Source organism: Pararhizobium arenae, assembly GCF_001931685.1.
GTDB lineage: Bacteria > Pseudomonadota > Alphaproteobacteria > Rhizobiales > Rhizobiaceae > Pararhizobium > Pararhizobium arenae.
The window spans coordinates 23677-46697 of record NZ_MOOY01000002.1; the positions used below are offsets into that span (position 1 = coordinate 23677).

The following is a 23021-nucleotide window of genomic DNA, read 5'->3' on the forward strand; positions in this document are numbered from 1 at the left end:
CGGCACACATGCGGACCGGCGACTGGCATCTCGCAAGATATGCCTTTCGTGCCGCGGCGGATCGCTCCGTCAGCGCCACCCTGTCAAAGGTGCCGGTAATCCGCGCAGAGGAAGCGGAGTTGCAGGTAAAAACAGCCGAGACGGGGCACATCGCGTGTCATTTACTACTACTCAACCAGGCACCCGATGTGCCCCGGCCGATCCCGCCGTCGCCGTCAGGCAAAAGGGATGATGAACGGTTCAAGCCACGGGCGAAAACGCGCCGCGTGAAGGTGGGCGGCTGCCTTGGAGTTTATGAGGGAAAAGTGCTGGGAAACGGTTCTTCCGAAGCACATACGGAACAAAGAAAGCGGGATGCTCCGATCAACAGGAACCGGGTAGTCTCCGCAGACCGAAGCGCATCCCACGACCATCAGTGATTTCACGCAAACGCCTCGCCACCAATCATGGAAGGCTCCGGCTCGACCCTTGAAAAGGTCAGCTTTATCGCAGTTGGCGCCGGCTGTATGCGCGCGAAACTTCGTGGAGAAGAAAACGATGATAGAAAATCCACGCGGGCGCGGCAGCTTGGAAAAAAATTCCTTACTGAAATTATAGAAAATTCTATTCTGAGTTCGAAGCGACGTCCGGCCGAAGGTTGAGAGGGCGTGCGTGGGGGAAAAGGTCCGTCGCGCAATCCGCGTCGATCTGTTTGTGCCGTCCAGCCTGCCACATCTTTCAAAGGGATTTTTTCATGTCCGTCACCGAAAAGCCGCTCGATTTCCTCTGGTTCATCCCGTCTTCGGGGGATGGTTCCTATCTCGGATCGGATGATCTCGCCCGGCCAGTCGATCCCGGCTATTTCCGCGAAATCGCGACAGCCGTCGATCGTCTCGGCTATTCCGGCGTGCTGATCCCGACCGGTGTCGCCTGCGAAGAATCCTTCGTTCTGGCAGCCGATCTCGCCGCTCGCACCCAGCAGTTGAAATTCCTCGTTGCCGTCCGCCCCGGAACGGCGTCGCCCTCTTATTACGCCCGCCTTGCCTCGACGCTTGATCGTGTTTCGAATGGCCGCCTGCTGCTCAACATCGTCGTCGGCGGAAGCGCACAGGAGCTTGCCGGCGATGGCATCTTCCTCGGCCATGATGAACGATACGACCACGCCGACGAGTTCTTCAAGGTGTTCAACGAACTGCTTGAAACCGGCAAGTCGACGCTGGATGGCAAGTTCATCAAGGCGATCAATGCCCGTCTTGGCCTGCCGCCGGTGCAGGAGCCGCGCCCGCCGCTCTATTTCGGTGGTTCCTCAGATGCGGCGATCGATTTCTGTGGTGGCCTCATCGACAAATATCTGACCTGGGGCGAGCCGCCGGCACAGGTTGCGGAAAAGGTCGAGCGCGTGAAAAAGTCAGCGGCTGCCGCCGGCCGCGAGGTGTCCTTCGGCATCCGTCTGCACTTCATTGTTCGTGAAACCGACGACGAAGCCTGGGAGGCCGCCGACCGCCTCATCTCGAAACTCTCGGACGAGGCGATTGCCGCCGCGCAGGAGGTTCTCAACAAGGCTTCGGATTCCGTGGGTCAGGCCCGCATGGTGGCGCTCCATAACGGCCGCCGCGACAAGCTGGAAGTCTCTCCGAACCTCTGGGCCGGCATCGGCCTCGTGCGCACCGGGGCCGGCACGGCGCTGGTCGGCTCGCCGAAGACGGTGGCGGCGCGTCTGCGCGAATATCAGGAGATCGGCATCGATACGGTGATTGCCTCCGGCTACCCGCATCTTGAGGAAGCATACCGGGTTTCGGAACTGCTGTTCCCGGAGATCGGCCTTCCCGGCCCGCGCAACCAGATTCGCTCGTCCTTCGGCGAACGTCAGGTGTTCGGCGGCGGCGGCCATGGAGGCAATGTCAAGCTGGCTTCGGCATCCTGATGCGGGCCGGTTCGAGGCGGGCCAGACTGTCTGCGACCCGTCTCGCCACCATAACCGCGTGTTCGGTCACCTGCGGCAGTCCCATGAGTTCGCCAACCGTGCCGCGTGCAAGCGGTCCGGCAATCAGAAGGTTCTCAAGCGGTTCACCCTTTGCGGTTATCGCACGCGCATCCGGCTCGTTGAGAATGCCAAGGCCGGTGGGGCAAAGAGAAAGCCAGCCCTCCGCCGCGAGCTGCGATAGCAAGGCTTGGGATTGCAGGATGTCGCCGTGACCGGGGCCGGTGGTCACGACGATGGCATGGACATCGAGCGGTAAAGCGCGGGTTTCAAACCGCTTGCGCAGAACGACGCGAAAACCCGTGCCGGCTTTTTCGGTAGAAAGCACAGACGCGGCCAGGATGGAAAGGCTCCCCTCGGCGATGGCTTCGTCCAGCGCCTGCTCAACCTGGGGGGCAATCCGGAAGCGGTGCGCGTCCCAGAAGGGGCGAAGGTGGCGAACGATCCTGCGGCGCTCGGCAATCGGAAGAATGGCCCAGATCGATTGTCCCTGCGCCCGCACGGCATCGAGCACCGCATGCCAGCTCAGACCTGCGCGGCTTGCGCCTCGGATTTCGCTGCGAACCCGGCGCAGAAGCTCCGATGCGCGCAGGGCCGGAACAGTCAGGAAATCGCCAAATGGCTCCTGCGCGGCTTTCGGATGCCCACGCGAACGCAGCCCGCGGCGTGAAATGGCGGTAATCGACCCTTCGTGGCCGCGCTTGCGAAGCGCCGCAATCACATCGGCGGCGGTCAATCCGTTGCCGACCACCAAAACACGATCCTGACGGTCGATCGGGTCGAGCGCATTCGGGCGGGTCGCATCCGCCACCAGCTTCGGCTCGCCGGCAAGCGCCCTCAGGACACGGGGCAGAGAGGGAGACGGATGGCTGACGGCCAGAACGAGAATATCGACCGCCACGGTCCTTCCGTCCTCGCAGCTCAGGTGCCAGCGGTCGTGTTCACGTTGGACGCCGACAACCCTGGTGCGTCGATGGTCGATTCGGCCGGACGAGACGAAGGGCGCAAGCTGCGCGCCGACATATCGCCCGAACACCTCTCGCCTCGGAAAAGAAACGCCATCGGCAGAAAATGCCTCCGCGTCTTGCGAAAGCGCATCGGTCTCCTCCAGCCATCGCAAAAAGCTTTCCGGATCATCCGGGTAGGCGCTCATTTTTCCCGCGGGCACATTAACGCGATGAACCGGTTCGCTCGTGTCGTAGGCAAGGCCGGCGCCAAGATGAGTACGCGGTTCGAAAACGAGGATGTCTGCGGCAGCCTCCATGGCTGCAAGATGCAGGGCGACGGTGGCACCCGTAAATCCACCGCCGATGATGCCGACTATGGGTCTATGATGTGTCATCTTCGAAATCCTCCAGTGCCTGCGGATATGGTATAGTCGATCCGACCGGTCATGCCGTAGCTCACGCGCACATCTACGAAATTATTGCGGGATGCGGAAATGATCGTCGATATGGCGGCGATGGCGGGTTTCCTTGTGCCAGCCGATGGCCTTGCGATAGCTGCCGAACAGCTTGCCTTCGCGAACGCTCTCGACCGTCAGCCCGTGCACGGCCTCGGCATCCGGATCGACATAGAGCGCATCGACCGGGCAATAGACCTCGCACATGAAACAGGTCTGGCAGGAAGTTTGACGCATGATCAGCGGCGGGCCTTCCGGCATGGCTTCGAAGACATTGGTGGGGCAGACCTGGACGCAGAGATTGCAGTCGGTGCAGGTGTCGGTATCGAGAACCTCGATCATTATTCGGCGGCCTCCCTGTAGACGCCCGGATCGATCGTTTCCCGCCGAACCGTGATCGTGTAGAGGCCGCTTACGATGAGCCGGTGATGCTGGGCGGGGTCCTGTTTCGGAAAGTCCTCGCGGCGGTGCATGCCACGGGTTTCTGTGCGCGAAAGGGCGGCGCGGTACATGAAACGGGCGGTGGCCGTCATCGCCTGGGCTTGGCGCAGCTGGAGCGCCTGGCTTTCATCGGCGATCGTCGCCGAGGATATGCTGTCCCAAAGACGGTCCAGTCGGTCGAGAGCGTCCGAAAGGGCGGCGTGGGTGCGGAAGTAATTGACATCGAGCGGGAAAACCTCGTCTTGCACGGCTTTGATGATGGCCTGCGGATCAACTGCGTTCTCAGTATGGGTAAAAGGCGGGCGTGACGCTGAAACGCCTGATCCCGTTGCGCTGCTGTGGGCAAAAGCTGCGGCCGACGCCCCGGCAAATGCGCCAGTCGAAATCGCCCAGGCGGCATTGTGGCTGCCGCCGCCGGTGAAGCCGCCGCAGATCGGTTCGCGCGTGGCGCTGTCGCCCGCCGCATAGAGGCCCGGAACGGTGGTGGCGCAGTCGAGGCCGGTGAGCCTGAGACCACCCGTGCCGCGCACGGTGCCTTCAAGCCGCAGCTTCACCTCGAAGAATTCGATGAACGGATCGAGGCCGCGACGATCGAAGGGCACGAAGAAATTCGGCTGGGCCCGGCGCAGGATCGCCTTTACCTCCTCCGTTTCAGCGAGATCGAGCCGGGCATAGACGGGTTCGGTCAGGAGCACGCGGGCGATGATCGAGCGGCCGCGGGCGGAGCCTGCTCCTTCGATCAGGCTGTGGTCCCGGCGGTAAAACTGCGCGAAGCGATAGAGGGCTGTCTTGGTGATCGAGGCGAAGGCCGGGGAGATGGCGTAAGCCGAGGAAAATTCCATGCCGGAAAGTTCGGCACCGGCTTCCGCGCCCATCAGGTAGCCGTCGCCCGTCAGCACGTCGCAACCCAGCGCCTTGCTCATGAAGGCGCAGCCGCCCGTCGCCAAAACGACAGCGCCCGCCAGCACCGTCCATTGCCCGCCTTGCTGCCGACGCAGTCCAGTTGCGCCGACGACGGCACGGCCATCGGTCAACAACTGCGTGGCGGGATGATGATCGAGGATAGTAATGCCGGCATTCTTCACCTTGCGGCGCATCAGCCGCATATATTCTGGGCCCTGAACGGAGATGCGCTGCTGCGCGCCCTTGTCATCGACAGGGAAAGGATAGCCCCAATCCGCCAGCCGATTGACGCTCTCATAGGTCTTGTCGAGGACCGGCACCATCCACGACCGTTCGGAAAGATAGCCACCCATTGCCTCGCGGCTGGCCATAGCGGCTTCGCGTTCGTCAGTATCGGGCGGCACGTACCAGATCTGGGTGCCGGCAGAGGCTGTCGCGCCTGAACTGCCGCAATAGCCCTTGTCGACAAGAACCACCTTTGCCCCGGCGCCTGCCGCTTCGAGCGCTGCCCAGCAGCCAGCCGGCCCGCCGCCGATGACGAGAACATCGCAGCGGATTTCCGTGGTTCCCGAAGAGGCTGAGTGGCTTTCCTGTGAAGGCTGGTTCATGGCAGGTATCCTTTCAACGAAATCTCGTTGCGATTTAAATCTATGCATTGCATAGGTTTTCGCGTTGTTTTTGCGGAGTTCCCCCGATGTCGCTTGCCAGCCTCGCCATGTATGTCAGCCCGCCGCCGATTGAGCGGGCGACGCAGCTTTTCTGGGAGGCTCTGGGGAAGCGTCTGCGCGGCTATGGGCTCGATGCGCCGGCGGCGCTGGATGGCGATATCAGCTACGACGAAGCCTGGCTTCGACCGGATCTGCTGATCGGCCAGACCTGCGGCTACCCTTATGTCCGGCATCTGCGCGACAAGGTGCAGCTGGTGGCATCGCCGGTTTATGGATTGCCGGGTTGCGACGGGCCGCTGAAATGCAGCTTCATCATCGTCAATGCCAATTCGCCGGTCGCCTCGGTCGAGGAACTGAGGGGCAGCCGTGCGGCGATCAACGAGCCCGGCAGCAATTCCGGCTACAATCTCTTTCGCCATTTCATCGCGCCGCATGCGGTCGAGGGGCACTTCTTCTCGTCGGTCATCGAGACCGGCGGCCATCGGGCGAGCATCGATGCGGTTGCAAGCGGCGAGGCGGATGTCGCCGCGATCGATTGCGTTACCTTCGGTAATACGCTGCGCTTCGATCCCGAGCGGGTCGCGGGCGTGCGCATCTTCGCTGAGACGGTCAAGGGGCCGGGCCTGCCCTTCATCACGTCGGCAGACACTCCGGCCAAAGATCTGGTCATCCTGCGCCGGGCACTGGACGAGACTATCTCCGATCCTGTTCTGGCTGATGTTTGCGACACACTCTCGCTGCGCGGCATAAGCCTGCTCGGCGATGCCGATTACGAGATGCTGGCGGAACTGGATCGGGAAGCGGCTCGCCATGGTTACCCCGCAATCGCCTGAGGCGTGACGACGGACGCGGTCGACAGCGGGAAATGACAGGCGACGCTGCGCTCTCCCGGTCCCGCCTGTAGAGCAGGAACGTCGATCGAACATTTCGGCTGGGCGAACGGACAGCGCTTGTGAAAACGGCAGCCGCTCGGCGGATTACTGGGGCTGGGCAGCTCCCCGGACAGTACGATGCGCTCACCGCGGCGGCTGGCATCGAGTGTCAGATTGGCCGAGAGCAATGCTTGCGTATAGGGATGAGCCGGGGCGCGAAACAGTGCCGCGGTCGGCCCGCTTTCGACGATCTGGCCGAGATACATCACCGCCACCCGGTCCGTGACCCGGCCGACCACGTTGAGATTATGGGAAATCAGCAGATAGCTCAGACCAAGACGATCCCGCAGCGCCCGCAGCAGATTGAGCAGATCGCCCTGCACGGAGATATCGAGTCCGGCTGTCGGCTCGTCCGCAACGATGATCGAGGGTTCGGCCGCAAGCGCCCGAACCAGCGCCACGCGCCGCGCCTGTCCGCCGCTCAGCTGGTGCGGACAGCGGGAGAGAAGCTGTTCGCCGAGCCCGATGCTGACAGCCAGCTCCAGAATCCGTGCCCAGCGTTCCGGCGTATAGGTTCCGCGGATTTTCAGCGGCTCGGCCAGGAGCGAGCGCACCGTCATGCGCGGGGAAAGCGAGGCGGCGGGGTCCTGGAATAGCAGCTGGATTTTTCGCTGCAAGGCCTGCTTGCGCTGACTTGAAACCTCCTGCAGCGTCTCGCCTTCGATCGTTAACGTACCATCCGCGAGGGGCTGCAGTCCGACGATGGCGCGGGCGATGGAGGATTTGCCGCAGCCGCTTTCGCCGACAAGACCCAGAGTCTCGCCGCGTCGCAGCTCCAGCGAAACACCATCCACGGCGGTCAGCCTGTCATAGCGGATAACGGCGTCCTTCAAGGTGAGGGCGGTCATCAGGCAGCCTCCAGCCAGCAAGCGTAGGTGCGACCATCGCCGGCCTGCTGCTGCGGCGGCTTCTCGCTGCAGCGGTCGTGCCGGGCTGGACAGCGGCCGGCGAAGATGCAGCCCTGAGGGCGGCGGGAGGGATCGGGCACGGTGCCGGGGATGGTTGCAAGATCCTGGGAGGGATCGAAGGCGGCGAAGGGATCGATTTCGCAGGCGAGCAGCGCACGGGTATAGGGATGGCGCGGGCGGTGCAGCACATCGGCCACTTTGCCGCTTTCCACCACCGTCCCGGCATACATCACCACCACGCTGTCGCAGAGTTCGGCGATCAGCCCCATGCTGTGGCTGACGACAAGCATCGAAGCGGAGGTGCGCTGCCGCAGGCGGTGCAGCACCTCGACCACCTGCGCCTCGATCGTGGCATCGAGCGCCGTCGTCGGCTCGTCGGCAATCAGCAGTTTCGGCTCGACCAGCAGCGCCATGGCGATCACAACGCGCTGGCGCATCCCGCCGGAAAACTCGTGCGGATAGCGGTGCATGCGGGCTGCTGCATCCTGCACGCCGACATCGGCGAGCACCGCTTGCGCCCGCGCCCAGAGCGCCTTTCGGCTCTCCTTCGGAAAGCGGCGACGCTGGATATCGACAAGCTGCGTGCCGATGCTGAACATCGGGTTCAGCGCCGTCATCGGGTCCTGAAAGATCATGGCGATATCGGTGCCGCGCAGGCTCGCCGTCTCGCGCTTGGCAAAATCCTGGGTCCGTCCATCGAATGCGGCATGATCAGCGGAAACCTCGGCATTGTCGGCGAGCAGCCCGAGCAGGGCGAAGGCGACGGTCGATTTGCCGCTGCCGCTTTCGCCGACGAGGCCGACCGACTGGCCGTGACCGATCTCGAGATCGACGCCATCGAGAATATGGGCGGAGTGCCCGCGGCCACGATAGGAGACGTTGAGGTTTTCAATGGTGAGGAGGGCAGCTGTCACAGGGTCCTCCTCAGCTTCGGGTCAATGGTGTCGCGCAGCGCTTCTCCAAGCAAAGCGAAGCCAAGGGTGGCGAGGATCAGCGACAGGCCGGAAAAGGTGGCAAGCCAGGGGGACTGGTCGAGATAGGTGTAGCCGTCATTGAGCAGGTTGCCCCAACTGGCGAGCGGCGGGCGCACGCCGAGCCCGAGGAAGCTCAGGCCCGCCTCGATGGTGATGACGACCGGGATATCCATGCAGGCGAGCACGAAGATCGGGCCGATGATGTTGGGCGTCACATGATGCAGGATCACCCTCCAGCTTTGCGCGCCCAGCACCTTTTCGGCTTCGATGAACGGGCTGTTGCGGATGGCGATCGTCTGGGCACGGGCAACGCGGCCGAAGTGCGGGATGAAAACGATGCTGACGAGCAGCACGACATTGCCAAGACCGGGGCCGAACACGGCGACAAGAGCCAGCGCCAGAATGATGCTCGGAAACGAGGTGACGACGTCGAAGATGCCGACGATGGCGAGATCGACGGCACGCGGCGAAAGCGCCGATGCGATGCCGAGAATAACACCGGCCGTCAGCGAAATGGCGATAACGGAGAGCGAGATGCCCAGTGCCACCCGTGCGCCAAAAATCAGGCGGCTCAGTATATCGCGGCCGAGATGGTCGGTGCCCAGCCAGTGCTGCAAGGATGGGTCCATGAGGCGGTTGGCAGGGGCGATCGCGTTCGGCCCATAAGGGGCGATCAGGGGTGCCGCGATGGCGACAAGACAGAGAAGCGCCACCGCGAAAAGCGCAAACGTGCCGCCGGGGCGGCGGGAGAGATCGACAAGTGCCGTCATGTCACTGCCCCCCGGCCGGAAACGAGGCGGGCGCGCTCGCGCGGATCGATCAGGCTCTGGGAGAGATCGGCGATCAGATTGGTCAGCACATAAAGCAGCACGATGACGAAGACGCCGCCCTGCACGACCGGATAGTTGCGCGTGCGGATCGCGTCATAGATCAACGAGCCGAGGCCGGGACGGTTGAAGATCACTTCGGCGAAAACCGCGCCACCGAGAAGTTCGCCAAACCCCATGCCAAGCACGGCAACGGTCGGCAGCACGGCCGGCTTCAGGGCATACTTCATCAGGATTTTCGCTTCGCTGACTCCATAGGCGCGCAACGTGCGGATATGGCTTTCGCTCAGCACTTCCAGCAGCGAAGAGCGCAACAGGCGGGCGATATAGCCGACCCAGCCCGCAGCAAGTGCTGCCGTCGGCAGCACCAGATGCCAGAGTTGATCTCCGAGGTCGCCGCTTTCGCCTGCGCCCAGCACCGGAAACCAGCGCAGCGTCACAGAAAACACCATCAGCAGGAAAACCGAAACGACGAAACTCGGCGTCGAAATGAAGCCGACGCTCAGGAAGGCAACCAGCCGGTCGATTTTGCCGCCCGGCCAGCGGGCCGAGACGAGCGCCAGCGGCACGCCGAGCACGATGGCTGTGAGCATGGCGGAGATCGCAAGCGCCGCCGTGTTCGGCAGTGCACCGAGAACAAGGCTGAGAACGGGCCGGCCGTTGAACACGTCTTCGCCGAGATCGCCGGAAAACAGCCGGCCGAAGAAGGCAAAGGCCTGTTCGATCAGCGGCTTGTCGAGGCCGATGCGGGCGTTGAGTGCTGCAACAGCTTCGGGCGTCGCACGCGAGCCGAGGATGACGGTCGCGGGATCGCCGGGGATAAACCGTGTCAGCGCCAGAAGAAGCACGACGGAACCGGCAACGGCGAGAAGCGCCGTCGCCAGCTTGGAGGCTAGATGGATCTGGAAGGATGCGCTCCTCATCGCAGCGCATCCCGAGTGTCAAAGGCAATCACGGGATCAGGCCGTCGCTTCCGTGAACGCCGTGTAGAGCCAGTTGTTGCCGTTCGGCAGCACGCCGGGCTTCAGCCACTTGCGCGAGGCGAAGGCGTTGAAGTTATGCGTAATCCAGATGAAGGCGGCGGACTCGTCGAGCAGCTTCTGCGCCTCGATATAGATCTTCTCGCGCTCAGCCGGATCGACGGTGATGCCGCCCTTTTCGTGCAGGGCGTCGAAATCGGCGTTTTTCCAGCGCTGCCAGTTCCACTGGCCGACCTGCGCCGAGGTGAACCATTGCGTCTGGAAGCCGGGATCGAACTTGCCGTTGTACTTGATCAACGACAGTTCGAGATCCTTGCTGGCGTCGTTTTCGCCGAGCGCCCAATAGGCGGCCGATTCCAGCGCCTCGATCTCGACCTCGATGCCGACTTCTGCAAGGTTCGCCTGGATGATCTGGGCGATCGCCTCGTAGCGGGCATTGGCCTCGATCGTCAGCTTGGTCTTGAAGCCATCGGCATGGCCGGCTTCGGCAAGCAGGGCCTGCGCTTTCTCCAGATCGCGGGCATAGACCGGCGCATCCTTCCAGTAGCCAAGCAGGCTCGGGGCTAGCAGCGCGTTGGCGCGCGGATAGAGGCCGGAATACGCGCCCTGCAGGATCGCGTCGATATCGACGGCATAACGCAGCGCCTGGCGCACGCGGATATCGTCGAACGGCGCCTTCTCGATGTTCGGGCCGAACCAGACATAATCGATGGCGGGAATTTCCGTGACGCTGGCATCCGGCAGCGCCGCGAGTGCCTTGCCGTTTTCCGGGTCGATGGCGGTGAAGTCGATCTCGCCGGACTGGAAGGCGATCTCGGACGTCTTCTGCTCGCCGATCGGCTTGCCGACGATCTTAAGGAAATGCGGCTTGATCGGACCCTTGTAGTCCGGGTTGATCTCAAGAACGAACTGCTCGCGCGGGGTCCATTCCTTGAGAGTGTAGGGACCGCTGCCGATCAGCTTGGTGGCGATTGCCTTTTCTCCCAGCGCCTCGAAGGCCTTCTTCGAGAGAATGCGGCCCGAACCGTCGGCGAGTGCGATCGTATAGAGCGCCGGTGCCGGGTTCTTGAGGATGATGCGGCCTTCGAGCGGACCGGTCACCTCGACATGATCGAGCGCCGACCAGTCCTTGGCATAGGTAACGGGCTTTCCTTCGCTGTCCGGCTTGATGAAGCGCTCGAAGGAGAATTTCACGTCTTCCGCCGTCAGCTCGCCATAACCATCCGTAAAGGCGAGGCCCGCGCGCAGCTTGAAGCGGATTTCCGTGTCGCTCACCTGCTCCAGCTCTTCCGCCGCATCAAGCTCCCATTCGGTCGAGCCCGGCTTGAACGAGATCAGGCCCTGCTGCACCGACCAGAGGACGTTGAGATCGATCGGGCCGGAACGGTTCGCCGGATCGAGGTTGGAAAGGTCTTTTTCGACGCGGACCGTAATCTTTGAGCGGTCTTCAGCGGCGAAGGCCGGGTGAATGCCGCCGAGCGCCACGACGGTGGCGATGGAAGCGCCGCCGAGCAGAACCTGCCGGCGCGTTGGGTTGAATGTCATGGATTGTCCCTCCGGTTAAGCACCCGGCCGATGGCGGGGCTTCAATTCGATGGGACGATTAAAGCCAATTATCTATCAATTACATAGAATAAATATTTTCAGTTTGGAGGTTTGCACGCAATCAGTTTTCCTTTTTTCAACGGCTCTCTGCAAAGCCATGCGGCGCGCCTAGCAGTGGCTCACCTTTATATTTGGGCTTGAAATCAATCGCTTTTCTTGGCCGGACCCGCCATATGTCAACCTTGCCTTCGCATTCTGCGCTTTCAACCATCGCCCGTGTGGAATGGCAGACGGTGGCGCTCGCACTCGTCATCTATGGCGGCTTTTTCGCCGTCACCTGGTTCTGGCAGTCGCTGCCGCTTTTGGCGGTGATTGCCCTCGGCGGCTGGTTAATCGCCTGGCACGGCTCGCTGCAGCATGAGGTCATCCACGGCCACCCGACCCGAAGCCGCGCCATCAACGACGCAATCGGATGGCCGCCGCTGTCGCTATGGCTACCCTATGCCATCTACCGCGAAGGCCATCTCACCCATCACCGCGACGAGCACCTGACGGACCCGATCGAAGACCCGGAATCCTCCTACTTCACCCAGGCCGCCTGGGAGCGGATGGGCCGTTTCGGCCGCCTGCTCGCCGCCTGGAACACGACGCTCTTCGGTCGGCTGACGCTCGGGCCGCTGGTAATGATCGTCAATTTCCTCGCCGAGGAAGCGGCGCTCGTCTTCAAAGGCGATCGGCAGCGCGCGGCCCTATGGGCGCGGCACACGCTTGGCGTCGCCGCCGTACTTGTCTGGGTACTCTGGATCTGTGACATGCCGCTCTGGCTCTACCTCTTCGGCTTCGTCTATGTCGGGGCGGCGCTTAGCCGGCTGCGCTCCTACGCCGAGCACCGCTATGCCGATCATCACGACGAACGCACGGCCATCGTCGAAAACAGCCCGCTCTTCAGCCTGCTGTTCCTCTACAACAACCTTCATGTGCTGCATCATCAGCGGCCGGCGCTGCCCTGGTACCGCATCCCCGGCCTCTATCGCCGGCACAGGGATGCGCTGGTCGCGATCAATGGCGGACTTGTCTATAACGGCTACTGGGATATCGCCCGCCGCTTCCTGCTGAAACCACACGACGATCCTCGCCATCCCCGGCATCAACAGTCGTAACGAACGAACCTCCGCAATCGCCTTTTCGGCCAAGGCACTCGTTTCGAATAGAACCCGACTTTGAATGATTGCTACTGGTATAATTTTCCCGACGCGAAAACCGTCGATGGATTTGTCTTTGTCGGGGCGAGGCAGGTTGTGTCTGCCGTAACCCGGCCGACAAACAAGAAATATTCAAATCGCAAGCGAAATCCCCATATCATTGGCAGCGAACCGGAGTGCAGCGGGAAAAACCACGGTTGTCACAACAGTCAGGAAGAAGCGGCCCTTTTTCCGCGGAGCGGCATCTCGTGGAATAAATTTCTTTGCCTATAGAAATACCCGATAATACCTTCAAGGCCATAGAAAATCATTCAGTGGTTTTGAGACGTTATGGTCAATTCTGTCTTTGGTGCGGCGGGCACCTCCATCTTTGAGGAAATGTCGCGGCTTTCAGCCGAGACGGGATCGATCAATCTCGGACAGGGCTTTCCCGAGGCGCTGGAGCCGGAAGAGCTGATCGAGGCCGCGGTCGTGGCCCTTCGCGAAGGCCCGCATCAATATCCGCCAATGATGGGGATTCCGGCGCTGCGTAAGGCGGTCGCGGACAATACACAGCGGTTTTTCGGCGAAACGGTCAACTGGGAGCGGGAGGTTCTAGTCACCTCCGGCGCGACCGAGGCGCTGACGGACGCTTTTCTCGGCCTGCTCGATACGGGCGACGAAGCGATCGTTCTGGAGCCTGTCTACGATGCCTACAACCTCCTGATCCGCCGAGCCGGCGCGGTGCCGGTTCCCGTGCGGCTGGAGCCGCCCCATTGGCGCCTGACGGCCGACAGACTTGAGGCAGCGATCACGCCGCGTACGAAAATCATCGTGCTCAACACGCCGATGAACCCGATCGGCAAGGTATTCGACGACGAAGAGCTGGCGGCCTTGCGTGACGTGGTGCTGAAGCACGGCCTGATCATCGTGTCAGACGAAGTTTACGAACATCTGGTATTCGATGGTGCGCAACATCGCTCGCCCTTCTTCTTGCCGGAACTGCGAGATCGCGTGGTACGCATCGGCTCGGCGGGCAAGACCTTCTCCGTCACCGGCTGGAAGGTCGGTTACGTCACGGCGGCGGTCGATCTGTTGCGGCCCATTGCCCGCGCGCATCAGTTCATCACCTTCACCACGCCACCCGCCTTGCAGGCCGCCGTCGCGGTCGGTCTGGCCCTACCGGACAGCTATTTCGACGGATTGAAGAAGGGGCTTGCGGAGCGCCGTGACCTGCTGGTGTCCGGGCTGCGCGCGGCCGGCTTCGCTGTTGATCCCGCCCAGGCCACCTATTTCGCCGTCGCCGATCGCAGCGATTTTGCGCCGGATGAAGACGACCTTGCCTTCTCGCGCCGGTTGACGCTGGAGGCGGGCGTGACGCCCGTGCCGATCTCGTCCTTCTACGGCAAGCGGGATGTCACCAGTCATATCCGCTTCTGCTTTGCCAAGCGCATCGAGACGCTGACTGAGGCCGTCCTGCGGCTCGTGGTCTGGCGCGACGAGCGCGGCTGGAAGGCCGCCTCGTAAGCCCGAATTCTTTCCATTCCATCCAAGTCATAAAAGGGGAAACCAACAGATGAAACGTCGTTCCTTGCTTATCCTGCCGGCATTGGCCCTGTTTTTGGGAACAGCCGCTTCTGCTTCCGCTGAAAAGATCCGCTTCGGCGTCACCGCCGGCCCGCATGCACAGATTGCCGAAGCCATCGTGCCGATCGCCAAGGCTAAGGGCCTCGATATCGAAGTCATCGAGTTCTCCGATGGCGCGCTGATCGACCCGGCTACCAATGACGGCCACCTCGATGCCAACGGCTTCCAGCACACGCCCTATCTGGACCAGCAGAACCGTGACCGCGGGCTGAACGTGGTGTCCGTGGGCAAGACCGTGCTTCTGCCAATGGCTGGCTATTCCAAGAAATACAAGACGTTGGCCGAGCTTCCCGAAGGCGCGCAGGTCACCATTCCGAACGACCCCAGCAATCTCGGCCGCGCACTGAAACTGCTTGAAAAGGGCGGTCTTCTGAAGCTCACGCCGGGCGTTTCCTTCAATGCAACGGAACTCGATATCGTCGAGAACCCGAAGAAGATCAAAATCGTGCCGCTTGAAACCGCGCAGCTTCCCCGTTCGCTGGAAGATGTGGATTTCTCCGTCATCACCTCGCACTTCGCGCTCAGCGCCGGTCTTGTGCCGACCCGTGACAGCATCCTGATCGAAGACCAGCTGTCGGATTATCATTGCCTGATCGGCGTCGCCGAAAAGAACAAGGATGCCCCCTGGGTCAAGACGCTGGTCGAAGCCTATCAGTCGCCTGAGGTGAAGTCGTTCATCGAGGCCAAATTTGGCGGCAACGTGATCCCGGTCTGGTAAACATGACGAGCCTTGCTCTTTCCCCCGCGCTTCGGGCGGATCATGAGACGCAGCCATCTGTACCGTCGGCACCCGTTGCCGCCAGGAGGCAGGTGGTTCGTGTCGAAGACCTGACCATGGTTTACGACGAGAAGGCCGGACCCGTTCTCGACAAAGTGTCGCTTTCCGTTAGCGAGGGCGACATTCACGGCATCATCGGTCGCTCCGGTGCGGGAAAGAGCACGCTGGTCCGCTGCCTGAACCGGCTTGTTGTACCAACCTCCGGCCGGATCGAAGTCTCCGGCCACGATATCACCACGCTGTCGCCGGGAGCAACATTGCGCAGCGCCCGGCGCGATATCGGCATGATCTTTCAGCATTTCAGCCTCATGTCGTCACGCACGGCGGCGGGCAATATCGCCCTGCCGCTGGAAATCGCCGGCGTGCCGAAGGAAGAAATCCGCAAGCGCATTCCCGTGCTGCTCGATCTCGTCGGCCTCTCGAACAAGGCCGATGCCTATCCGGTCGAGCTTTCCGGCGGGCAAAAGCAGCGCGTCGGCATTGCCCGCGCGCTGGCCCTTGATCCGAAGGTGCTTCTCTCGGATGAGGCGACGTCTGCGCTCGATCCCGAAACGACCGAACAAATCCTGTCGCTTCTGAAGGACATCAACCGCCGCCTCGGCCTGACCATCATCCTCATCACGCATGAAATGGACGTGGTGCGCGCTATCGCCAGCCACGTCACGGTACTGGAGCATGGCCGGGTGGTCGAAAGCGGCCCTACCTTCGATGTATTCGCCTTCCCGAAATCGCCGGTTGCCCGTTCCTTCCTGTCTTCCATCGTGGCGCACGAACTGCCGCCGCAGGTTGCCGCGCGGCTTCAGCCGGAGCCTTCCGGCGAAACGGCGCCGGTCATCCGCATCATCTTTACGGGCGATGCCGCGGAAGAGCCTGTCATTGCCGATCTCGCTGTCAAGTTCGGCATCCGGGCTTCGATCCTGCACGGACGCATCGATTACATTGACGAGCGTCCGCTCGGCATTCTGACGTTGCTGCTGCCGGAGGTCGGCGACCGCCTGCCTGCCGTTCTCGCCCATCTGTCATCCCTCGGTCTCCATGGAGAGGTCATCGGCCATGCTGTCCGATCTTCTGCCGCCGGCACTCGTCGCGCTGCTTCTTGATTCCATCCTGCAGACGGCGACGATGGTCGGTGTCGCAGCCCTCTTGTCCACGCTCGTTGGGCTGCCGCTTGGCGTGCTGCTGGTCGTCACCGGAAAGGGGCAGTTCCTCGAACGCCCGGCGCTCAACCGCGTCATCGGCACCATCGTCAACCTGATCCGTTCCACACCGTTCATCATCCTGATGGTGGCGATCATTCCGTTGACCCGACTGCTGGCGGGCACGACGGTCGGCACGGCGGCAGCCATCGTGCCGCTGACGATCGCGATCACGCCCCTCTACGCCCGGCTGACCGAGGCGGCCATGCGCGAGGTCGATCAGAGCTTGATCGAGGCCGCGCAGGCCATGGGCGCCACGCCGCTGCAGATCATCTGGAAGGTGCTGTTGCCCGAGGCGCTGCCCGGCATTCTGGCGGGGCAAACGGTCACGCTCGTCAGCCTCGTCGGTTATTCCGCCATGGCCGGAACGGTCGGCGGCGGTGGGCTTGGCGATCTCGGGATCCGCTTCGGTTATCAGCGCTTCATGCCGGAGGTGATGGTCGCCGTCGTCATCGTTCTCGTCGTTATCGTTCAGTCGATCCAGATGGCCGGCGATTGGGCGGCGCGCACCGTCAATCATCGCGTCGCGCGCAGCCGCGACAGAACCTGATTTTGCTTTACGAGGAGTATGAACATGACCATTCCCACCAAGCCGACGCACCTGCCGACGATCGATTTTTCGCGGTTCTATGGCAATCCCGATGAGCGCGAGGCCTTCGTCAGGGAACTGACGCGCGTCTTGCACGATCACGGCTTCTTCTACCTGACCGGCCATGGCGTGCCGCAGAGCCTGATCGACGACGTGATCGCCATTTCCAAGCGCTTCTTTGCGCTGCCGGAGGAAGACAAGCTCTCGATCGAAATGGTGAGATCGCCGCATTTCCGCGGCTACAACCGCGCCGGATACGAGCGCACACGCGGCGAGCAGGACTGGCGCGAACAGCTCGATATCAACACCGAGGGCGAGCGGGTGGAGGCCGGAGCCGATACACCGTGGAACAGGCTTTATGGCCCGAACCAGTGGCCGGAGGCCTTACCGGAACTCAAGCCCCTGCTGCTGCGCTATCAGGCCGAAGTCACCCGCATCGGCATCGACGTGCTGAAGGCAATCGCCCTGTCTCTCGGCCAGCCGGAAAACGCCTTTGCCGACATCTATGAGCCGTCACCCTCCCAGCTTCTGAAGATCATCCGCTATCCCGGCCGCGATGCCGCCGGCAGCGATCAGGGCGTGGGCGCCCATAAGGACGGCGGCTTTGTTACCGTGCTCCTTCAGGATACGACGCCGGGCCTTCGCATCCGCACGGAAGAGGGCGACTGGATCGAGGCGCCGCCGGTTCCCGGTACCTTCGTCATCAACAGCGGCGAGCTGCTGGAACTGGCCACCAACGGCTTCGTCAAGGCGGATGTGCACGACGTCGTGACGCCGCCGAGTGGGACGGAGCGCTTCTCCGTCGCCTTCTTCCTCGGTGCCCGCTACGACGCGACGGTCCCGGTCATTCCGCTGCCCGAGGAACTAAAGCGCGGCGAGCGTGGCGTGACTGTCGATCCGCTCAACCCGATCTTCCGCGAAGTCGGCATCAACCACCTGAAGAGCCGTTTGCGTTCCCACCCGGATGTTGCGGCCAAGCATCATCCGGATCTGCTGCATCTTTTGGAAAAACCGGGGAAGGCCTGATGGCCATCGCCCGCCTCTCCGCCGGGGAGGCGGCAACCCCTTTTCTGGTCTGGAGACCGCACCATGTCGGCACAGGAAAATAATGTCGTCTTCCTTCCCGTTGAAGATGCCGCCCGTCGCGAGGTAGCGCTTCTCTGGGAGACGTTGCGGGACGAGGCGGATGCCGCCATGCATCGCGATCACGCCGTTGCCCGCTCGATGAACTCCGCGGTGCTAATGCATGTCAGCTTCGGCCATGCCCTGTCGCACCGGCTGGCGATCAAACTCTCCGATCACGATATCGACCGCGACGAGTTGCTGGCGTTGATCTACGGCGCCTACACCGACAGGCCGGGCCTGCTGGGCGCTGCTGCGGCTGATCTTGAAGCCGTGAAGGATCGCGACCCCAGCAACACCGAAGTTCTGACACCGTTTCTCTATTTCAAAGGTTTTTACGCCCTGCAGGGCTATCGCGTCGCAAACTGGCTCTGGAACCACGGCCGTCCGCATCTCGCCCGCCATATCCAGAGCCGCATCTCGGAAGTGTTTTCGATCGATATCCATCCGGCCGCGGTGATGGGCCGGGGCATCATGCTCGATCACGGCAGCGGCCTCGTGATCGGCGAGACGGCGGTGGTCGAGGATGATGTCTCTATCCTGCAGAATGTCACCCTCGGCGGCACGGGCAAGGAAACGGGAGACCGGCATCCAAAGATCAGGCGTGGCGCGCTGATCGGTGCCGGTGCCAAGATCCTTGGTAATATCGAGGTCGGAATAGGTGCGAAAGTCGGTGCCGGCAGTGTGGTCGTCACGCCGGTCGAGCCCTATACTTCGGTCGTCGGCATACCCGCACGTCCAGTCGGACGCCCGCACAAGGTGCTGCCCGGCGTGACGATGGACCAGGTGCTGAGCGAACCGGAATACATGATATGAGCGATACCCGAAAACTGCATCTCGGCGCCTTCATGCGGCCCGTGAGCCTGCATACCGGCGCCTGGCGCTATCCCGGCGCTTATCCTGACGCCAACTTCAATTTCCATCACATCAAATCCTTCGCGCAGAAGCTTGAGGCGGCGAAGTTCGACGCTTTCTTCATGGCCGATCATCTGGCCGTGCTCAACATGCCGATCGAGGCCCTGCGCCGCAGCCATACCGTGACCTCCTTCGAGCCGTTCACGCTGCTGTCCGCACTTGCTTCGGTGACGGAGCGCATCGGGCTTGTCGCTACGGCATCGACGACGTTCGACGAGCCCTATCATGTCGCCCGTCGGTTCGCCTCGCTCGATCACATCAGCGGCGGACGTGCGGGCTGGAACATCGTCACGACGGCCAATCCCGATGCCGCGCTGAATTTCGGCCTTGACGACATGGTGGAGCATGGCGAGCGTTACGTGCGGGCGCGGGAGTTCTTCGATGTCGTCACCGGCCTCTGGGACAGCTTTGCCGACGACGCCTTCATCCGAGATGCCGAAAGCGGCATCTTCTTCGATCCGGACAAGTTGCATGTGCTAGACCATCAGGGGCCGGAGCTTAAAGTCCGCGGGCCGCTTAATATCGCCCGACCGCCGCAGGGCTGGCCGGTGATCGTGCAGGCCGGACAATCCGAGCCGGGCCGCCAGCTTGCTGCGGAAACCGCGGAAGTCGTCTTCTGCGCGCCGCGGGATCTCGTCGCCGGCAAGGCGCTTTATGCCGATATAAAGGGTCGGCTCGCAGTTGCCGGCCGCGGGCGGGATGATCTCAAAATCCTGCCGGCTGCGTTTATCGTCATTGGCGATACCGTTGAGGATGCTCGACGCAAGCGCCTGGAGCTCGACAGTCTCGTACACTACGACAGCGCGATCGCATCGCTTTCCATCGCGCTTGGCCATGATGCTTCCGGCTTCGATCCCGATGCGCCGCTGCCGCCTATCCCGGAGACCAACGCCAGCAAATCCGGCCGCGCACAGGTTGTGAAGCTTGCAGAAGAAGAGGGTCTGACGGTGCGCCAGCTGGCGCAGCGCTACGGCGGTTATGCCGGGCTTGCCTTCGTCGGCACGGCAGAGACGGTCGCCGAGGAAATGTCGGCATGGCTGAGCGAGGAAGGCTCGGACGGCTTTAACGTCGTCTTTCCCTATCTTCCCCAAGGTCTCGATGACGTGGTCGAGAAACTGGTGCCGGAGCTGCAGCGCCGCGGCCTGTTCCGCACGGAATATGACGGCACGACCTTGCGGGATCATCTCGGGCTGCAGCGGCCGAACAACCGTTTCTTTTCCTGATCTTCAAAAGAGCGACGGAGGCTACAGGCCGCGGCGTACTCAAGCGATTTGCCCGGACAGCGGCAACGTAATTTCCACTATTTCAACAAAAATAGTAGATTATTGCTCAGCAATTCGACCGGCGCTCGCTACGTTGTTTGCAACAATTTCTATTGAGGGAGACAAAGATGAGAGCCGTTCGCAGTTTGGTCGTGGCGCTTGCCGCATCGATCGGTTTCGGTCTGAACGTTCAGGCCGCCGAGCTTTCCGAAATCCGCATCGACTGGGCAACCTATAACCCGGTCAGCGTGCTTCTGAAAAAGGAAGGTCTGCTCGAAAAGGAATTCGAGAAGGACGGCATCAAGGTCACCTGGGTGCAGTCGGCCGGCTCCAACAAGGCGCTTGAATTCCTGAATGCTGAATCCATCGATTTTGGTTCGACTGCCGGGGCGGCTGCGTTGATCGCGCGCGTCAACGGCAACCCGGTCAAATCCATCTATGTCTATTCGCGCCCTGAATGGACCGCACTCGTGACGCGGGCGGATACCGGGATCACCAAGGTCGAAGACCTGAAGGGCAAGAAGATCGCCGTCACCCGCGGCACCGATCCGCATATCTTCCTCACCCGCGCTTTGGCGGATGCCGGGCTGACCGACAAGGATGTGAGCCTCGTCTTGTTGCAGCATGCCGACGGCAAGCTTGCGCTGCTGCGCGGCGACGTTGATGCCTGGGCGGGCCTCGATCCCCTGATGGCCTCTGCTGAACTCGAAGGCGGTGCAAAGCTCTTTCACCGCAAGCCCGAAAACAACACCTGGGGTGTGCTGAACACCACCGAGACCTTCGCCAACGAACATCCCGATATCGTCAACCGCGTGATCAAGACCTACGAGGCCGCGCGGGCCGAAGCGATCAAGGACCCGGCGGCCTTGAAGGCGGCACTGGTCGAGGCGGCGAAGCTTCCGGAGCCGGTGATCGAAAAGCAGTTGGAACGCACGGACCTCAGCCAGCCGGCAATCGGCGACAAGCAGAAGGAAACGATCCTTGCAGCTGGTCTCGCGCTGCAGCAGGCAGGCGTCTTGCCGGCCGACGCCGATGTCGAAAAGACCGTTTCGGAGCTGATCGACACGCGCTTTGCGGTTACGCAATAAGGGAAAACCATGACCGAGGTGGTGGAAGAGAGGCTTGCGCTGCTGCCAAGCCATCCTGTCAAGGCGAAGCGATCCTGGCCCATGGCCGGGATCGCGCTTTCGATGGTTTTTCCGTTGGGGCTTCTTCTGATCTGGGAAGCCGCCGCTTACGCCGGGCTGTTCAACAGTCGCCTGCTTCCTCCGCCATCGCGCGTTCTTGCGACGCTGTCCGGGCTTGCCGCCTCGGGCGAGCTTGCCCTCCACATCTGGGCGACGACGGTGCGCGTTGCCCTGGGCTTCGTGTTCGGCGCCCTTGCCGCCACGGTGATCGGCGCCATCGTCGGCTACTTAGCAACGATACGCCGACTGGTCGACCCCACATTGCAGGCGCTGCGCGCAATCCCGTCCATTGCCTGGGTTCCGCTTTTCATTCTCTGGTTTGGGATCTTCGAAACGTCGAAAGTGGTGCTGATTGCCGTCGGGGTGTTCTTCCCTGTCTATCTCGGCGTCGTTGGTGCCCTTCTGTCCGTCGACCGGAAGATCGTTGAAGTCGGGCGCATCTTCCGGCTTTCAGGCTTCGATCTGGTGCGCCGCATTCTTCTGCCAGCAGTCCTGCCGACATTCATCATCTCCCTGCGCGCCGGCCTCGGTCTCGGCTGGATGTTCGTCGTCGCTGCAGAGTTCATGGGAGCGTCGGAAGGATTGGGCTATCTGCTCGTCGATGGCCAGCAACTGGGCAAGCCGGATCAGGTGATGGCGGCGATTCTCGTTTTTGCCATCGTCGGGAAGTTGACCGATAGCTTGCTCGTCGCCGTTACCACGCCGTTCCTGCGCTGGCAGGACAATTTCCGGCGCGAGGCCTGAGATGCTGGACATCAGGAACCTCACCAAGATTTACCCGAACGGGCAGCACGCCCTCGACCGCTTTTCACTGTCATTGCCACGCGGCGAGATCACTGCCGTCATCGGCGGTTCGGGATGCGGCAAGAGCACCTTGCTACGGCTGGTGAGCGGGCTGGAAACGCCGACCCAAGGGTCGGTCGTCATCGATGACGAAACGATCGACAAGCCGCATCCGCTGGTCAACCTGATCTTTCAGGAACCTCGGCTTCTGCCGTGGCTGACGGTTGCCGACAATATCGGGTTCGGCCTTGCCGATCTGGACCGCCAAAAGCGGGATGCGATCGTCTCAGACGGGCTCGAGCGCGTCGCGCTTTCAGGATATGGCCATCGCTGGCCAAAAGAGCTTTCGGGCGGGCAGGCGCAACGGGTGGCAATAGCGCGTGCGCTGGCGACCAATCCTGAAGTGCTTCTGCTGGACGAACCTTTTTCGGCGCTGGATGCTTTTACCCGTGCCGACCTGCAGGAGCATCTGCTCAATATCTGGGATACGTCGAGGCCGACAATGATCATCGTGACCCACGATATCGACGAAGCGCTGTTCCTGGCGCGGCGGATCGTTGTCATGCAGCCTTCGCCGGGGCGTATTCTCGACGTGATCGACGTCGATCTTCCCGAACGTCCCGATCGGCATAGCGAAGCCTTCGGTGCGGTTCGAAAGAATCTGCTTCAACTTCTTCATCGCTCGTTGCAGCGAACGAAGGCCGCGAGCGGGGGATGAGAATGAAACGCGACCTGGTCATGGCGGTCACGGTATCTGTGCCGGTGCCCACGGCTGACCCCGCAATTTCCCGCGGGATCGACGGGTGGAACAAGTGCCTCTC

21 protein-coding genes are annotated in these 23021 nt (G+C 62.1%); 13 read left to right on the forward strand and 8 right to left on the reverse strand.

The annotated features are described in order from the left end of the window. Window positions 1-733 precede the first annotated feature (733 nt). Complete coding sequence (gene ssuD, locus BLX89_RS03520; RefSeq protein ID WP_075289286.1) at window positions 734-1903, forward strand: FMNH2-dependent alkanesulfonate monooxygenase; 1170 nt, start codon at window positions 734-736, stop codon at window positions 1901-1903. On the opposite strand, the gene BLX89_RS03525 is transcribed toward ssuD, so the two are convergent. The 3 genes from BLX89_RS03525 to BLX89_RS03535 all read right to left on the reverse strand — a co-directional run bounded on the left by BLX89_RS03525 (window position 1881) and on the right by BLX89_RS03535 (window position 5314). After that, window positions 1881-3302, reverse strand: coding sequence for an FAD/NAD(P)-binding protein (locus BLX89_RS03525; protein WP_075289287.1), 1422 nt, complete (start codon window positions 3300-3302; stop codon window positions 1881-1883). The two genes, ssuD and BLX89_RS03525, sit on opposite strands and share 23 nt — an antisense overlap. Before the next feature lie 81 nt (window positions 3303-3383). Next, on the reverse strand, window positions 3384-3704 hold the full coding sequence (locus tag BLX89_RS03530) for a 4Fe-4S binding protein (RefSeq protein ID WP_075289288.1): 321 nt from the start codon (window positions 3702-3704) through the stop codon (window positions 3384-3386). Beyond that, window positions 3704-5314 (reverse strand): FAD-dependent oxidoreductase, encoded by a 1611-nt coding sequence (locus tag BLX89_RS03535; protein WP_075289289.1) that lies wholly within the window; start codon window positions 5312-5314, stop codon window positions 3704-3706. The genes BLX89_RS03530 and BLX89_RS03535 overlap by 1 nt, the downstream gene beginning before the upstream one ends. Before the next feature lie 86 nt (window positions 5315-5400). On the opposite strand from BLX89_RS03535, the gene BLX89_RS03540 reads away from it, so the two are divergent. Continuing rightward, window positions 5401-6207 (forward strand): phosphate/phosphite/phosphonate ABC transporter substrate-binding protein, encoded by an 807-nt coding sequence (locus BLX89_RS03540; protein ID WP_075289290.1) that lies wholly within the window; start codon window positions 5401-5403, stop codon window positions 6205-6207. Here the strand turns inward: BLX89_RS03540 and BLX89_RS03545 are convergent. Genes BLX89_RS03545 through BLX89_RS03565 form a run of 5 tightly spaced genes read right to left on the reverse strand, consistent with a single transcriptional unit; the run spans window position 6189 to window position 11540 of the window. Then, the gene (locus BLX89_RS03545) at window positions 6189-7154 is read right to left on the reverse strand and encodes an oligopeptide/dipeptide ABC transporter ATP-binding protein (RefSeq protein ID WP_075289291.1); all 966 of its coding nucleotides are present in this window, start codon (window positions 7152-7154) and stop codon (window positions 6189-6191) included. The two genes, BLX89_RS03540 and BLX89_RS03545, sit on opposite strands and share 19 nt — an antisense overlap. Beyond that, the gene (locus BLX89_RS03550) at window positions 7154-8128 is read right to left on the reverse strand and encodes an ABC transporter ATP-binding protein (protein WP_075289292.1); all 975 of its coding nucleotides are present in this window, start codon (window positions 8126-8128) and stop codon (window positions 7154-7156) included. The genes BLX89_RS03545 and BLX89_RS03550 overlap by 1 nt, the downstream gene beginning before the upstream one ends. Next, the gene (locus BLX89_RS03555; protein ID WP_075289293.1) at window positions 8125-8958 is read right to left on the reverse strand and encodes an ABC transporter permease; all 834 of its coding nucleotides are present in this window, start codon (window positions 8956-8958) and stop codon (window positions 8125-8127) included. The genes BLX89_RS03550 and BLX89_RS03555 overlap by 4 nt, the downstream gene beginning before the upstream one ends. Further along, entirely contained in the window at window positions 8955-9938 is a 984-nt protein-coding gene (locus BLX89_RS03560) for an ABC transporter permease (RefSeq protein ID WP_075289294.1), read from the reverse strand. The genes BLX89_RS03555 and BLX89_RS03560 overlap by 4 nt, the downstream gene beginning before the upstream one ends. A gap of 36 nt (window positions 9939-9974) precedes the next feature. Continuing rightward, a complete protein-coding gene (locus tag BLX89_RS03565; protein WP_075289295.1) occupies window positions 9975-11540 on the reverse strand; it encodes an ABC transporter substrate-binding protein in 1566 nt (521 codons plus the stop codon). 233 nt (window positions 11541-11773) lie between these two features. On the opposite strand from BLX89_RS03565, the gene BLX89_RS03570 reads away from it, so the two are divergent. The 11 genes from BLX89_RS03570 (at window position 11774) to BLX89_RS03620 (ending at window position 22918) form a co-directional block, all read left to right on the forward strand. Continuing rightward, window positions 11774-12700, forward strand: a complete 927-nt coding sequence (locus BLX89_RS03570) for a fatty acid desaturase (protein ID WP_075289296.1) — start codon at window positions 11774-11776, stop codon at window positions 12698-12700. Between the two features lie 372 nt (window positions 12701-13072). Continuing rightward, window positions 13073-14248 carry an aminotransferase gene (locus BLX89_RS03575; RefSeq protein ID WP_075289297.1) on the forward strand — a complete coding sequence of 392 codons (1176 nt, stop codon included), beginning with the start codon at window positions 13073-13075 and terminating at the stop codon, window positions 14246-14248. Between the two features lie 49 nt (window positions 14249-14297). Continuing rightward, complete coding sequence (locus tag BLX89_RS03580; RefSeq protein ID WP_075289298.1) at window positions 14298-15086, forward strand: MetQ/NlpA family ABC transporter substrate-binding protein; 789 nt, start codon at window positions 14298-14300, stop codon at window positions 15084-15086. 2 nt (window positions 15087-15088) lie between these two features. Further along, window positions 15089-16246 (forward strand): methionine ABC transporter ATP-binding protein, encoded by a 1158-nt coding sequence (locus BLX89_RS03585; RefSeq protein WP_083637315.1) that lies wholly within the window; start codon window positions 15089-15091, stop codon window positions 16244-16246. Next, window positions 16200-16892 carry a methionine ABC transporter permease gene (locus BLX89_RS03590; protein ID WP_075289299.1) on the forward strand — a complete coding sequence of 231 codons (693 nt, stop codon included), beginning with the start codon at window positions 16200-16202 and terminating at the stop codon, window positions 16890-16892. The genes BLX89_RS03585 and BLX89_RS03590 overlap by 47 nt, the downstream gene beginning before the upstream one ends. Before the next feature lie 24 nt (window positions 16893-16916). Continuing rightward, complete coding sequence (locus BLX89_RS03595; RefSeq protein WP_075289809.1) at window positions 16917-17957, forward strand: isopenicillin N synthase family dioxygenase; 1041 nt, start codon at window positions 16917-16919, stop codon at window positions 17955-17957. 63 nt (window positions 17958-18020) lie between these two features. Beyond that, window positions 18021-18869: a serine O-acetyltransferase gene (gene cysE, locus BLX89_RS03600; RefSeq protein WP_075289300.1), complete on the forward strand. Its 849-nt coding sequence runs from the start codon at window positions 18021-18023 to the stop codon at window positions 18867-18869. Further along, a complete protein-coding gene (locus BLX89_RS03605; RefSeq protein WP_075289301.1) occupies window positions 18866-20191 on the forward strand; it encodes an LLM class flavin-dependent oxidoreductase in 1326 nt (441 codons plus the stop codon). Before cysE ends, BLX89_RS03605 begins: the two co-directional genes overlap by 4 nt. Before the next feature lie 167 nt (window positions 20192-20358). Continuing rightward, entirely contained in the window at window positions 20359-21318 is a 960-nt protein-coding gene (locus BLX89_RS03610) for an aliphatic sulfonate ABC transporter substrate-binding protein (protein WP_075289302.1), read from the forward strand. A 9-nt stretch (window positions 21319-21327) separates the two neighbouring features. Beyond that, window positions 21328-22161 carry an ABC transporter permease gene (locus tag BLX89_RS03615; RefSeq protein WP_083637316.1) on the forward strand — a complete coding sequence of 278 codons (834 nt, stop codon included), beginning with the start codon at window positions 21328-21330 and terminating at the stop codon, window positions 22159-22161. A gap of 1 nt (window position 22162) precedes the next feature. Then, entirely contained in the window at window positions 22163-22918 is a 756-nt protein-coding gene (locus BLX89_RS03620) for an ABC transporter ATP-binding protein (RefSeq protein WP_075289303.1), read from the forward strand. Window positions 22919-23021 lie beyond the last annotated feature (103 nt).